The following is a 14,481-nucleotide window of genomic DNA, read 5'->3' on the forward strand; positions in this document are numbered from 1 at the left end:
GCCCTTGGGCACGGGGGGGGTTGAGACGGTCAAAGCGAGGGGCCGTGGCAGCGGTCAATCGAGAAACGAGACCGCGAGTGTCACACACCGCCGCCCCGCGCCTTCAGCTCAGGGTCCAGCCCGTCTCGGGGTCGGCCGCCGCGGCGGCGGCAGGGGGTGTCGCCGTGCCGGTGGCGACGGGCGCGTCGTCTTCTCGACGCAAGGGCAGCGGCCCCATGTCGCGGCCGTAGATGCGGCGGATGCGCGCGGCCAGGGGTGGGTGCGAGTCGAGCCAGTGCTCGGCCTTGCCGCCCTTCCCTTCGTTGGCCACCAGCAGCATGTGCTGCACGGCCGACCCGGCCCGCTGCGACACCACACCGCCGCGCCGCTGGGTGAGCACCTTGCGCAGCACGCCGCCCAATCCATCGCGGCTGCGCGTCCATTGCACGGCGCGCGCGTCGGCCAGGTACTCGCGCTGGCGCGACACCGCGGCCTGCAAGGCGTGGCCGGCGAGCCAACCCAGCCAGCCGGCGGCCATGATGGCCAGGCCGATCAAGGCCGCGGCCATGCGGCGGTCGCGGGAGTCGGGCTCGAACAGCGTCTGACCCATCCGGTAGAGCATCTCCAGCCCGAAGACCATGCCGACCAGGCGCATGTTCAAGCGCGTGTCGCCTTCACCGATGTGGCTGAACTCGTGCGCCACGAGTCCCTGCAGTTCGTCGCGCGTGAGGAGTTCCAGCGCACCCTGCGTCACCGCCACCACCGCGTCGTCTTCGTCCCAACCGGCGGCAAAGGCATTGATGCCTTGATCGCGCGCGACCACCATGGCCTGTGGGCACTTCATACCGGAGGAGATGGCCATCTCGTCGACGATGTTGCAGAAGCGCTGTTCGTCGAAATCCCCCGACGGCCGGGCCAGGCGTGCGCCCATCTGCTCGGCCAGTCGCTGGCCACCGCCATGGGCCAGACGCGAGGTCTCGACCCACCAGCCGCCCAGCACGAACAGCAGCGTCACGCTGGTGTTGACCGCAAAAAAATGCTTCGGATAGGTGAACGCGCCGGGCATCCAGAACCCCCAGGTCAAGCCCCAGGCCAGTGCCAGCGCCGCGTTGACGGCGACCAGCAACAGCACCAAGGTCAAGCCAAAGGCGAACAACAGACGCCGGGTCGCGCCTCGCGCGTCGCGTTGGAATTCGAAGAAGCGCATGTCAGAAATACCACCGACGCGGGGGATGCATCACATCTTGATGCGCAAGCTCTCGCGTTCTGCTTCGTTGGTGGTGGACGCCAGCATGGCCAGCGGTTGAAAGCCAAACAAGCGCGCAATGATCAACGCGGGGAACTGGGCCGCCGCGTCGTTGAACTCGAGCACGTGGTCGTTGTAGGCCTGGCGCGCAAAACCGACGCGGTTCTCGGTGCTGGTGAGTTCTTCACTGAGCTCGCGCATGTTCTGGTCGGCCTTGAGTTCGGGGTAGTCCTCGACCACTGCAAACAGCTTGCCCATGGCACCACCCAACAGCTGCTCGGCACCGGTGAGCGCGCTCAGTGCCGCGGCATTGAGCGGGTTGCCCGCGGCGGTCTGTTCGGCCGTGCGCGCCTGGTTGCGCGCCGCGATCACCGCTTCCAGTGTCTGCGCTTCGTGCGCAAGGTAGCGGCGCGCCACCTCCACCAGGTTGGGGATCAGGTCGTAGCGGCGCTTGAGTTGCACATCGATCTGACCAAAGGCGTTGGCGATCGTGTTTTTCAGGCGCACCAGGCGGTTGTAGGCGCCCACGGCCCAGAAGAACACCACGAGACCCACGGCCAGGAAGACCCACAGCGAGACGGACATGTTCGGAACTCCTTGTTGAATGCAGGGCCCGCCTCCCGGCAGGCGCGGCCAATATACCCCGTGCCATGTCCCCCTCTCGGCGCTAAGCCCAACGAAAAAAGCCCCCGGTCGGATGACCGGGGGCTTTCAAAGCGTCAGTGGCGCGCAGCGCCGCAGGGCGGACTCTTACTCCGCCGATTCGTTGGCGTTGCTGGATGCATCAGCCTGGTCGGCCGCCAGCGAGAGCGCGTCGGCCTCGGCGATGGCACGGCGTTCTTCGTCGTCCATCTTCTCCTTGACCTTGCGCGCCTCGTGGTAGGCCATGCCGGTACCGGCCGGGATCAGACGACCCACGATCACGTTTTCCTTCAGACCACGCAGCTCGTCGCGCTTGCCCATGATGGCCGCTTCGGTCAGCACGCGGGTGGTTTCCTGGAAGGAAGCCGCCGAGATGAACGAGTCGGTGGACAGCGAGGCCTTGGTGATACCCAGCAGGATGTTGCTGTACACCGCTGGCAGCTTGCCGTCGGCGCGCAGCGCATCGTTGGTGTTGAGAATCTCCGAACGCTCGACCTGTTCGCCAGCGATGTAGCTCGAATCGCCCACGCTGTCGACGACCACGCGGCGCAGCATCTGGCGAACGATCACCTCGATGTGCTTGTCGTTGATCTTCACGCCCTGCAAGCGGTACACGTCCTGCACTTCGTCGACGATGTAGCGCGAGAGTTCCTCGATACCCAGGAGGCGCAGGATGTCTTGCGGATCGGCCGGGCCGTCCACCACGCTCTCACCCTTGTTGACCACCTGGCCTTCGTGCACCAGGATGTTCTTTTCCTTGGGAATGAGGTCGTCCCACACCTTGCCTTCGGGGTCGGTGATCTGCAGGCGAACCTTGCCCTTGGTCTCCTTGCCGAACGACACGGTACCGGTCATCTCGGCCAGCATGCCCTTGTCCTTCGGGCTGCGGGCTTCGAACAGCTCGGCCACACGCGGCAGACCGCCGGTGATGTCTCGCGTCTTCTGGCCTTCGACCGGGATGCGGGCCAGCACTTCGCCAGGGCCCACGTCCATGCCGTCGCGCACCTGGATCAGCGAGCCGATCTGGAAACCGATCGTCACCGAGTGGTCGGTGCCAGGGATCTTCACTTCGTTGCCCGAGCCGTCGATCAGCTTGACCTGCGGACGGACCACCTTGGCCACGCCACGGCGTTTCGGATCGATCACCACCAGGGTCGACAAGCCAGTGACATCGTCCACCTGCTTCGCCACGGTGAGGCCTTCCTCGACGTTCTCGAAGCGCACCTGACCGGCAAACTCCGTGATGATCGGGCGCGTCAGCGGGTCCCAGTTGGCCAGGATCGCACCAGCCTTGATGGTCTGGTCGGCCTTGACCGACAGGATCGCGCCGTACGGCACCTTGTGGCGCTCGCGCTCACGGCCGTGTTCGTCGTGGATGACGATCTCGCCCGAGCGCGCGATCACGACCAGCTCACCCTTGGTGTTGGTCACGTAGCGCATGGTGGCGTTGAAGCCGATCACACCGCTGGACTTCGCTTCCACGCTGGAAGCGACCGCCGCGCGCGACGCCGCACCACCGATGTGGAAGGTGCGCATGGTCAGCTGCGTGCCGGGTTCGCCGATCGACTGCGCGGCAATCACGCCAACCGCTTCGCCGATGTTGACCAGGCCGCCGCGGCCCAGATCGCGGCCGTAGCACTTGGCGCAGATGCCGAAGCGGGTTTCGCAGGTCAGTGCGGTGCGCACTTTCACTTCGTCCACCGCCGCGGCTTCGAGCATGTCGAGCAGGTCTTCGTCGAGCAGCTGGCCCGCCGGAACCAGCATTTCGCGGGTTTCGGGGTGGTTCACTTCCTCGGCCGTCGTGCGGCCCAGGACGCGATCGCGCAACGATTCGATCACTTCACCGCCCTCGACGATGGCGCGCATCAGCGTGCCGTTCGAGGTGCCGCAATCCTGCGTGTTGACCACCAGATCCTGCGTCACATCCACCAGGCGGCGGGTGAGGTAGCCGGAGTTGGCCGTCTTCAGCGCCGTGTCGGCCAGACCCTTACGGGCACCGTGCGTGGAAATGAAGTACTGCAACACGTTGAGGCCTTCACGGAAGTTCGCCGTGATAGGGGTCTCGATGATCGAGCCGTCGGGCTTGGCCATCAGGCCACGCATGCCGGCCAGCTGGCGGATCTGCGCCGCGGAACCGCGCGCGCCGGAGTCGGCCATCATGTAGATGGAGTTGAACGACTCCTGGTCCACTTCCTTGCCGTGGCGGTCGGTGGTCTTTTGCTTGGCCAGCTGGGCCATCATGACCTTGGAGATCTCGTCACCGGCCTTGCCCCAGATGTCCACCACCTTGTTGTAGCGCTCGCCCGCGGTCACCAGACCGGAAGCGTACTGCTGGGCGATTTCCTTCACCTCGTTTTCGGCGCGGTCGATGATGGCCGGCTTTTCCTTGGGCACCAACATGTCGTCCACGGCGATCGAGATACCGGCGCGCGTGGCCAGACGGAAGCCGTTTTGCAGCAGCTTGTCGGCGAAGACCACGGTTTCCTTCAGACCGCACTTGCGGAACGAGGTGTTGATCAGGCGCGAGATTTCCTTCTTCTTCAGCGCCTTGTTCAGCACGTCGAACGGCAGGCCCTTGGGCAGGATTTCGGAAAGCAGCGCACGGCCGACCGTGGTGTCCACCAGCGAGGTGGATGCCACGTATTCACCGGTGGCCTTGTCCAGCGTGTGCTGGGTCAGGCGCACGCTGATCTTGGCCGTGATGTCGACCGCGCTGTTGTCCAGCGCGCGCTGCAGCTCGGTCAGGTCGGCAAAGATCATGCCTTCGCCCTGGGCATTGATTTTTTCGCGGGTCGCGTAGTAAAGACCCAGCACCACGTCTTGCGACGGCACGATGGAGGGTTCGCCGTTGGCCGGGAACAGGATGTTGTTCGAGGCCAGCATCAGCGTGCGGGCTTCGAGCTGCGCTTCCACGGACAGCGGCACGTGAACGGCCATCTGGTCACCGTCGAAGTCGGCGTTGAAGGCCGCGCAGACCAGCGGGTGCAGCTGGATCGCCTTGCCTTCGATCAGGATCGGCTCGAAGGCCTGGATGCCCAGGCGGTGCAGCGTCGGTGCGCGGTTGAGCATCACCGGGTGTTCCTTGATCACCTCTTCCAGGATGTCCCACACCACCGGCGTACCGGCTTCCACTTCCTTCTTCGCGGCCTTGATGGTGGTCGCGATGCCCATGGCTTCCAGGCGCGAGAAGATGAAAGGCTTGAACAGCTCGAGCGCCATCAGCTTGGGCAGGCCGCACTGGTGCAGCTTGAGCGTTGGGCCAACCACGATGACCGAACGGCCCGAGTAGTCGACGCGCTTGCCCAGCAAGTTCTGGCGGAAGCGGCCGCTCTTGCCCTTGATCATGTCGGCCAGCGACTTGAGTGCGCGCTTGTTGGCGCCCGTCATGGCCTTGCCACGGCGGCCGTTGTCCAGCAGCGAGTCCACGGCTTCCTGCAGCATGCGCTTCTCGTTGCGCGCGATGATTTCGGGCGCTTTGAGTTCGAGCAGGCGACGCAGGCGGCTGTTGCGGTTGATGACGCGGCGGTACAGGTCGTTCAGGTCGGAGGTCGCGAAGCGGCCACCGTCCAGCGGCACCAGCGGACGCAGGTCCGGCGGCAGCACGGGCAGCACGTCGAGCACCATCCACTCGGGCTTGATGCCGGACTTCTTGAAGGCTTCCAGCACCTTGAGGCGCTTGGCGTTCTTCTTGATCTTGAGTTCCGAGCCGGTCAGATCGTTGCGCAGCTTCTCGATCTCGATGTCGAGGTCGATGGCTTGCAGCAGTTCCTTGATGCCTTCGGCGCCCATCTTGGCAATGAACTCGTCGCCGAATTCCTTGCGCTTGGCGTCAAAGTCGTCCTCGCTCATGATCGCGAACTTCTTCAGCGGCGTCATGCCGGGGTCGACGATGACGTACGCCTCGAAGTACAGCACGCGTTCGATGTCGCGCAGCGTCATGTCCAGGATCAGGCCCAGACGCGATGGCAGCGACTTCAGGAACCAGATGTGGGCGCAAGGCGCGGCCAGGTCGATGTGACCCATGCGCTCGCGACGCACCTTGGTCTGCGTGACTTCAACGCCGCACTTCTCGCAGATGACACCGCGGTGCTTGAGGCGCTTGTACTTGCCGCACAGGCATTCGTAGTCCTTGATGGGACCAAAAATCTTGGCGCAGAACAGACCGTCGCGCTCAGGCTTGAACGTGCGGTAGTTGATGGTCTCGGGCTTCTTGACTTCACCGAAGGACCACGAGCGGATTTTTTCCGGCGAGGCCAGGCCGATGCGGATCGCATCGAAGTGCTCGTCGGGTGTGAACTGCTTGAACAGGTCGAGCAAAGATTTCATGGGTTGCTTTCCTTAGGTTCGGTGAATCAGGAACGTTCCAGCTCGATGTCGATACCGAGCGAGCGGATTTCCTTGACCAGCACGTTGAACGACTCGGGCATGCCCGCATCGATCGTGTGCTCGCCCTTGACGATGGACTCGTACACCTTGGTGCGGCCTTGCACGTCGTCGGACTTGACGGTGAGCATTTCCTGCAGGATGTACGAGGCGCCGTAGGCTTCCAGCGCCCACACTTCCATTTCCCCGAAACGCTGGCCACCGAATTGCGCCTTGCCGCCCAGCGGCTGCTGGGTAACGAGCGAGTACGGGCCGGTGGAACGGGCGTGCATCTTGTCGTCGACCAAGTGGTGCAGCTTCAGGAAGTGCATGTAGCCCACGGTGGTCTTGCGCTCGAAAGCGTCACCCGTGCGGCCGTCGTACAGCTGCGCCTGGGTGCGGGTCTCTGTGAGGCCCTTGAGTTGTGCGATGTCGTCCGGGTAGGCCAGCTTCAGCATGGCGCGGATCTCGTCTTCCGAGGCACCGTCGAACACCGGGGTGGCGAACGGCACGCCGGTCTGCAGGTTCTCGGCCATTTCCAGCACCTCGGCGTCGCTCAGCTCGGCCAGGGTCTCCTTCTTGCCGGCCTGGTTGTAGACCGTTTCGAGGAACTTGCGCAGCTCAGCCACCTTGGCCTCGGCCTGCAGCATGTCGCCGATGCGCTGGCCCAGGCCCTTGGCGGCCCAGCCCAGGTGGACCTCGAGCACCTGACCCACGTTCATGCGCGAAGGCACGCCCAGCGGGTTGAGCACGATGTCGGCAGGGGTGCCGTCGGCCATGTGCGGCATGTCTTCCACGGGCACGATCTTGGAGACCACACCCTTGTTGCCGTGGCGGCCGGCCATCTTGTCACCCGGCTGCAGGCGGCGCTTGACGGCCAGGTACACCTTGACCATCTTCAGCACGCCAGCGGGCAGCTCGTCGCCCTGCGTGAGCTTCTTGCGCTTTTCTTCGAACGCGAGGTCGAAGCTGTGGCGCGTCTGCTCCATCGAGTTCTTGATGGACTCGAGCTGGGCAGCCACGGTCTCGTCGGCCGGGCGGATGTCGAACCAGTGGTACTTCTCGACGTCGTCCAGGTAGGCCTTGTCGATGGTCGTGCCCTTGGACAGCTTCTTCGGGCCGCCGTTGGCGATCTTGCCGATCAGCAGCTTTTCGATACGGTCGAAGGCGTCGGCTTCCACGATGCGCAGCTGGTCGTTCAGATCCAGGCGGAAACGCTTCAGCTCGTCGTCGATGATCTGCTGAGCGCGCTTGTCGCGCGTGATGCCTTCGCGGGTGAACACCTGCACGTCGATCACGGTGCCTTGCGAGCCCTGGTCCACGCGCAGCGAGGTGTCCTTCACGTCGGAAGCCTTCTCGCCGAAGATGGCGCGCAGCAGCTTCTCTTCAGGCGTCAGCGTGGTCTCGCCCTTGGGCGTGACCTTGCCCACCAGCACGTCACCGGGCAGCACTTCGGCGCCCACGTAGATGATGCCGGAGTCGTCCAGGCGGTTGAGCTGTTGCTCGGCCAGGTTGGGGATGTCGCGGGTGATTTCTTCCGCGCCCAGCTTGGTATCGCGTGCCATCACCACCAGTTCCTCGATGTGGATCGAGGTGTAGCGGTCGTCGGCCACCACGCGTTCGGAGATCAGGATCGAATCTTCGAAGTTGTAGCCGTTCCAGGGCATGAAGGCGATCAGCATGTTCTGGCCGATCGAGATTTCACCCAGATCGGTGGAAGCGCCGTCGGCGATCACGTCACCCTTGGCCAGCTTGTCGCCCTTCTTGACGATGGGACGCTGGTGGATGTTGGTGTTCTGGTTGGAACGCTGGTACTTGATGAGGTTGTAGATGTCCACACCCACCTCACCGGCCACGGCCTCGGCGTCGTTCACGCGGATCACGATGCGGGTCGCGTCCACGTAGTCGACCACGCCACCGCGCTTGGAGGTCACCACGGTGCCGGAGTCGATCGCGGCAACGCGTTCGATACCGGTGCCCACCAGCGGCTTCTCGGGGCGCAGAACGGGCACGGCCTGGCGCGACATGTTGGCGCCCATCAGCGCGCGGTTCGCATCATCGTGCTCAAGGAACGGCACCAGCGAGGCGGCCACGGAGACGATCTGTGCGGGCGACACGTCCATGTACTGGATGGTGTCGGCCGGCGTCAGGATCGATTCGCCCTTCTCACGCGCGGAGATCAGGTCGCCGGTCAGGCGGCCTTCGGCGTCGAGCGCGGCGTTGGCCTGCGCGATGACGTACTTGCCTTCTTCAATGGCCGACAGGTAGTCGATCTGGTTCGTCACCTTGCCATCGATCACGCGACGGTACGGCGTTTCAATGAAGCCGTATTCGTTCAGGCGTGCGTACAGCGCCAGCGAGTTGATCAGGCCGATGTTCGGGCCTTCCGGCGTTTCGATCGGGCAGACGCGGCCGTAGTGAGTCACGTGCACGTCACGCACTTCGAAGCCGGCGCGTTCGCGGGTCAGACCGCCCGGGCCCAGGGCCGAGACGCGGCGCTTGTGCGTGATCTCGGCGAGGGGGTTGGTCTGGTCCATGAACTGCGACAGCTGCGACGCACCGAAGAACTCCTTGAGCGCCGCGGAAATCGGCTTGGAGTTGATCAGGTCGTGCGGCATCAGAGGCTCTTGTTCGGCCTGGCCGAGACGTTCCTTCACAGCCTTCTCGATACGCGCCAGACCCGTGCGGTACTGGTTCTCGGCGAGTTCGCCGACGCAACGCACGCGGCGGTTGCCCAAGTGGTCGATGTCATCGACTTCGCCACGGCCGTTGCGCAGGTCCACCAGGATCTTGACCACGGCCAGGATGTCTTCGTTGGACAGCACCATCGGGCCGGTGGATTCGTCGCGGCCCACGCGGGCGTTGAACTTCATGCGGCCCACGCGCGACAGGTCGTACGTGTCCGGGTTGTAGAACAGGCGGTGGAACAGGGCCTGCACCGCGTCTTCGGTCGGCGGCTCGCCAGGGCGCATCATGCGGTAGATGGCCACGCGCGCGGCGAACTCGTCGGCGGTTTCGTCGATGCGCAGGGTCTGCGAGATGTACGCGCCCTGGTCGAGTTCGTTGGTGTACAGGCACTGCAGGTCCTGCACGCCAGCGGTGCGCAGCTTCTTCAGCAGCGCTTCGGTCAACTCTTCGTTGGCCTTGGCGATGATTTCGCCGGTGTCGGCGTCCACGATGTTGCGCGCCACAACGCGGCCGATCATGAAATCTTCCGGCACGCTGATGTGCGTGGTACCCGACTGCTCCAGCTCACGGGTGTGGCGCACGGTGATGCGCTTGTCCTTGGCCACGACGACCTTGCCGCTCTTGTCGGTGATGTCGAAGCGGGCCACTTCACCACGCAGACGCTCGGGCACGAAGGCCATTTGCGCGCCGCTGTCCATCACGCGGAAGTGGTCGTTGACGAAGAAGTTGGCCAGGATGGTTTCCGGCGTCAGGCCAATGGCCTTGAGCAGAATCGTGACCGGCATCTTGCGGCGGCGGTCGACGCGGAAGAACAGCACGTCCTTCGGGTCGAATTCGAAGTCCAGCCAGGAACCGCGGTAGGGAATGATGCGAGCGGAGAACAGCAGCTTGCCCGAGCTGTGTGTCTTGCCCTTGTCGTGTTCGAAGAACACGCCCGGCGAACGGTGCAACTGAGACACGATCACGCGCTCGGTGCCGTTGATGATGAAGGAGCCCTTCTCGGTCATCAGGGGCACTTCGCCCATGTAGACCTCTTGTTCCTTCACTTCCTTGATCACCTTGGATTGCGCGGTCGAAGACTCGCGGTCATAGATGATGAGCTGCACGCGCGCACGCACGGCGGAGGCGAACGTCAAGCCACGGGTCTGGCACTCGCGCACGTCGAAAGCGGGTTTGGCCAGGTTGTACTCGACGAACTTCATCTCCACAAAACCGTTGTGGGAGACGATCGGGAAAGCCGCTTCGAAAGCCGCCTGCAGGCCTTCGTTGGTGCGTTTCTTGGGGGCGCTGTCGGCTTGCAGGAACGCGGTGTACGCGTCCTTCTGCATTTGCAGGAGGTAAGGAATCGCGAGCACATTTTCGCGAGTACCAAAACTCTTGCGGATGCGCTTGCGTTCGGTGTATGAGTAATTCGATGCTGAGGCCATGAGATCTCCGAGCTCTACGGCGACTGTCTGCCTACCAGGGGTGGGCTCTCCTGGTGGCTTTCTTGGTGGCTGGCCTCTACCAACCATTGGCGGACGGCCTGTGCATTGCACACAGGCCCGAACCAAGTCGTTTTCTGCAGTCGGGGTCAGAAAACACTCAAAAATCGTCTTGGCTTCTACTTTTCCGTCGACCTGAAGGTCTCCGGGAAAGCCGGCGCCAAGCCGGCTTTTGGGTGTGCTCTGAAAGCACCAAAGGCTGGAGGCCCTTATCGAGCGCTCCAGCCCCTGAAACCGGGCGAATTACTTCAGCTCGGCCTTGGCGCCGGCTTCCACCAGCTTCTTGACAGCGGCTTCGGCGTCGGCCTTGGCGATCGCTTCCTTGACGTTCTTCGGTGCGCCGTCGACCAGGTCCTTGGCTTCCTTGAGGCCCAGGCCGGTGATTTCGCGCACAGCTTTGATGACGGAAACCTTGTTCGCGCCGGCTTCGAGCAGCACGACGTTGAATTCGGTCTTCTCTTCAGCGGCTGCAGCAGCACCGCCACCACCAGCGGCTGCGGGTGCTGCCATGGCAGCAGCGCTCACACCAAACTTCTCTTCGATGGCTTTCACCAGCTCGTTGAGTTCCATGACCGTCATGCTGTCCAGCGCGGTCAAAAATGCGTCTTTATCGAATGCCATTTTGATTTCCTAACAATTGATTTGAATGAAAGTGCCGCGCCAATCAGGCAGCAGCCGCTTCTTCAGCTGCCGGTGCGGCAGCGCCTTCGCCTTTTTTGGCCGCCAGCGCGCCCAGCACAACGGCCGTACGCGAAATGGGCGACATCAGCAAGCCACACAGCTGCGCCAACAACACTTCCTTCGAAGGAATGCTGGCAAGCGTCTTCACGCCGTTGACATCCAGGGCCTTGCCTCCGTACACGCCGCCGCGGATCACCAGCTTGTCGTTGGTTTTCGCGAACTCGGCCACCACTTTCGCGGCGGCCACTGCGTCTTCAGAGAAGCCATAGATCAGCGGGCCGGTCATCTGGTCAGCGGCCACTTCAAACGGGCTGCCAGCCACAGCACGGCGGGCCAGGGTGTTTTTCAACACGCTCAGGGTCACACCGTTGCTGCGGGCTGTCACGCGCAGTTTGTCCATGTTCGCGACCGTGATGCCACGGTATTCCGCCATCACGAGCGTTTGAGCTTTTGCGGCGAGGCTGGTCACTTCGGAAATGACCGCTTCTTTCTCACTGCGATTCAGACTCAAGGTCTACTCCTTAAATGTGCCCTCGGCCCGATGGGACCTGGGACACGCCTCATTGCAGCGATCAACTGTTTTGGAACGTATTCCATCTGCAGCGGGATCGCCATCTGCGTTGGCTTGTCACTATTAAGTCCGGCAATGTCCCGAAGGACTTCACCCGACACCAACGGTCTTGGATGACTCCGCGGCCCGGTTTCTCAACCGCTCTGCGGACCCACCACACCCGGGCGGCCATTGCCACCCGAATTCTTCTTCGCCCTATCCGGCGATCACGCCGAGATGGATTGCGTGTCCACGCGCACGCCAACACCCATGGTCGACGACACCGCCACCTTGCGCAGGTACACACCCTTGCTGGTGGCAGGCTTGGCCTTGGTCAGTGCGTCGAGCAGCGCCACCAAGTTGCCCTGGAGCTTGTCGGTATCGAACGAGCGACGGCCGATCGTGCCGTGCACGATGCCGGCCTTGTCGACGCGGAACTGCACCTGACCCGCCTTGGCGTTGCGCACGGCTTGGGCCACATCGGGCGTCACGGTGCCGACCTTCGGGTTGGGCATCAGGCCCCGCGGGCCCAGCACCTGACCCAGGGTACCGACGATGCGCATGGCGTCCGGCGAGGCAATGACCACGTCGAAGTTCATGTTGCCGGCCTTGATGTCGGCTGCGAGGTCGTCCATGCCGACGATGTCGGCGCCGGCGGCTTTGGCTTCTTCAGCCTTGGCGCCTTGGGCGAACACGGCAACGCGCTTGGTCTTGCCGGTGCCGTTGGGCATCACGACGGCGCCACGCACCACCTGGTCCGACTTCTTGGCATCCACGCCGAGCTGAACCGCCACGTCGATGGACTCATCGAACTTGGCGTTCGCGCATTCCTTGATGATCGCCAGAGCGTCGGTCAGGCTGTACAGCTTGTTGCTGTCGACCTTGCCTTCGAAGGCTTTCTGTTTTTTGGTCAGCTTGGCCATTTACACGCCCTCCACAATCACGCCCATCGAACGGGCCGAACCGGCGATGGTGCGCACAGCGGCGTCCACATCGGCAGCGGTCATGTCCTTCATCTTGGTCTTGGCGATCTCTTCGAGCTGGGCTCGGGTGATCTTGCCGACCTTGTTCTTGTTGGGCACCGAAGAGCCCTTGTCCAGCTTGATGGCCTTCTTGATCAGGGTCGTCGCGGGCGGCGTCTTGATGATGAAGGTGAAGCTCTTGTCCGCAAAGGCCGTGATCACCACGGGCAGCGGCAGACCGGGCTCGACGCCCTGGGTCTGGGCGTTGAACGCCTTGCAGAACTCCATGATGTTCAGGCCGCGCTGACCCAGCGCCGGACCGATCGGGGGAGAGGGGTTGGCCTTACCAGCTGGCACTTGCAGCTTGATGAAGCCGACGATTTTTTTCGCCATTTTTTAGCTCCTGCGAGTGCAGACGGCTGCCATCAAGACAACCTCCTCGCGGTTGGGGACCCGGGAAAGAACCAATGGCACAGGCGTCGGGCCGACCCGCCTGTGCCACGAAAAACCTCAGGTCTTCTCGACCTGGCTGAATTCGAGCTCGACAGGCGTGGCGCGACCGAAGATGGTCACCGACACGCGCATCTTGTTCTTCTCGTAGTTGACTTCTTCGACGGTGCCATTGAAGTCGGTGAACGGACCTTCCTTGACCCGCACGTACTCGCCCACCACAAACTCGACCTTGTGGCGCGGCTTGTCGGTGCCTTCCTGCATCTGGTTGACGATCTTCTGAACGTCTTCCTCGGAAATCGGCGCCGGGCGGTTCTTCGCCCCACCCACAAAGCCCGTCACCTTGTTGGTGTGCTTGACCAAGTGCCAGGTGTCATCGTCCATCACCATTTCCACCAGCACATAGCCGGGGAAGAACTTGCGCTCGGTGGTGCGCTTCTGACCGTTCTTCATCTCCACCACTTCTTCGGTGGGGACGAGGATGCGGCCGAACTTGTCTTGCATGCCGGCGCGGTTGATGCGTTCGACGATGTTGCGCTCGGCCGCCTTTTCCATACCGGAATAGGCATGGACCACGTACCAGCGCATGCCTTCAGCGGCCGTGAGACTGTGTTGCTCGCTCATCATTTTCTCCAGCCCAGAATCAGGTCGTAAAACACCCATTCGACCGTCTTGTCGGTCAGCCACAGGAACAGGGCCATCACGAACACGAAAGCGAACACATAGGCTGTCATCTGAATCGCCTCCTTGCGGGCAGGCCAGACCACCTTCTTGACTTCACGCCAGGCATCGCGGCCGAAGGCGATCAGCTGCTTGCCCGACTCGGACACGGCGAACACCACCACCGCCGCCCCGAGCAGCACGATCAGGGCGCCCCACTGCGCCAGCGCACCGCGCGACGACAGCAGATAGAACGCCACGAACGAGCCCAGCAACAGCGCGATCGCTGCCGCCAGCTTGGCCTTGTCGGCGCCGGTGTGGACGGTTTGAACTTCGGAAGTGGCCATGAGGATCCAGACAATTCGTATCAAAAGGCGCGCCCAAAACCCGAAAGCTTGAGACACGCAAGCCCACCAGAGGTCTTCACGACTTCGGTGGGCTTGTCAACCACGCAACAGGGTGGATTCAGGTTCCTGGGTCCAGGTTCCAACAACGTTCTGTCGGGTGGCAGGGGCAGTAGGAATCGAACCTACAACCTTCGGTTTTGGAGACCGACGCTCTGCCAATTGAGCTATACCCCTACTGGCTTGTGCCCCACAAAGGGCTCTTCATCAGCTAGGGTCAGAACACCTCGCTTCGCGAGTGGCCCGACCCACGAACCCCTTTACGCGATGATTTTTGCAACGACGCCGGCGCCGACGGTGCGACCGCCTTCGCGGATGGCAAAGCGCAGGCCTTCTTCCATGGCGATCGGGGCGATCAGCTTGACCGTGATCG

The 14,481-nt window shown here is 63.0% G+C and carries 11 protein-coding genes and 1 tRNA gene; all 12 read right to left on the reverse strand.

Annotated features, from left to right (window positions below; all coding sequences use genetic code 11):
• Positions 1-103: 103 nt before the first annotated feature.
• The gene (locus FFS09_RS29380; protein ID WP_137922444.1) at positions 104-1,186 is read right to left on the reverse strand and encodes a M48 family metalloprotease; all 1,083 of its coding nucleotides are present in this window, start codon (positions 1,184-1,186) and stop codon (positions 104-106) included.
• Positions 1,187-1,216: 30 nt separating this feature from the next.
• Entirely contained in the window at positions 1,217-1,810 is a 594-nt protein-coding gene (locus FFS09_RS29385) for a LemA family protein (RefSeq protein ID WP_137922445.1), read from the reverse strand.
• A 165-nt stretch (positions 1,811-1,975) separates the two neighbouring features.
• Positions 1,976-6,193 (reverse strand): DNA-directed RNA polymerase subunit beta', encoded by a 4,218-nt coding sequence (gene rpoC / locus FFS09_RS29390; RefSeq protein ID WP_137922446.1) that lies wholly within the window; start codon positions 6,191-6,193, stop codon positions 1,976-1,978.
• A 26-nt stretch (positions 6,194-6,219) separates the two neighbouring features.
• The gene (rpoB, locus tag FFS09_RS29395) at positions 6,220-10,344 is read right to left on the reverse strand and encodes a DNA-directed RNA polymerase subunit beta (RefSeq protein WP_137922447.1); all 4,125 of its coding nucleotides are present in this window, start codon (positions 10,342-10,344) and stop codon (positions 6,220-6,222) included.
• 300 nt (positions 10,345-10,644) lie between these two features.
• On the reverse strand, positions 10,645-11,022 hold the full coding sequence (gene rplL / locus FFS09_RS29400) for a 50S ribosomal protein L7/L12 (RefSeq protein ID WP_137922448.1): 378 nt from the start codon (positions 11,020-11,022) through the stop codon (positions 10,645-10,647).
• A 43-nt stretch (positions 11,023-11,065) separates the two neighbouring features.
• Positions 11,066-11,593 carry a 50S ribosomal protein L10 gene (gene rplJ / locus FFS09_RS29405; RefSeq protein WP_137922449.1) on the reverse strand — a complete coding sequence of 176 codons (528 nt, stop codon included), beginning with the start codon at positions 11,591-11,593 and terminating at the stop codon, positions 11,066-11,068.
• Positions 11,594-11,859: 266 nt separating this feature from the next.
• The gene (gene rplA, locus FFS09_RS29410; protein ID WP_137922450.1) at positions 11,860-12,555 is read right to left on the reverse strand and encodes a 50S ribosomal protein L1; all 696 of its coding nucleotides are present in this window, start codon (positions 12,553-12,555) and stop codon (positions 11,860-11,862) included.
• Positions 12,556-12,987, reverse strand: coding sequence for a 50S ribosomal protein L11 (gene rplK, locus FFS09_RS29415; RefSeq protein ID WP_137922451.1), 432 nt, complete (start codon positions 12,985-12,987; stop codon positions 12,556-12,558). It lies immediately after the preceding gene.
• Positions 12,988-13,104: 117 nt separating this feature from the next.
• A complete protein-coding gene (nusG, locus tag FFS09_RS29420; protein WP_502703770.1) occupies positions 13,105-13,668 on the reverse strand; it encodes a transcription termination/antitermination protein NusG in 564 nt (187 codons plus the stop codon).
• Positions 13,668-14,051 (reverse strand): preprotein translocase subunit SecE, encoded by a 384-nt coding sequence (gene secE, locus FFS09_RS29425; protein WP_137922453.1) that lies wholly within the window; start codon positions 14,049-14,051, stop codon positions 13,668-13,670. Before secE ends, nusG begins: the two co-directional genes overlap by 1 nt.
• A gap of 158 nt (positions 14,052-14,209) precedes the next feature.
• Positions 14,210-14,285 (reverse strand) — tRNA-Trp (locus FFS09_RS29430).
• Positions 14,286-14,368: 83 nt separating this feature from the next.
• A partial coding sequence (locus FFS09_RS29435; protein WP_446175709.1) for an EF-Tu C-terminal domain-related protein occupies positions 14,369-14,481 on the reverse strand: 113 nt, incomplete at its 5' end.

The organism is Hydrogenophaga sp. 2FB, assembly GCF_005503365.1.
In the GTDB taxonomy this organism is placed as follows: domain Bacteria; phylum Pseudomonadota; class Gammaproteobacteria; order Burkholderiales; family Burkholderiaceae_C; genus Hydrogenophaga.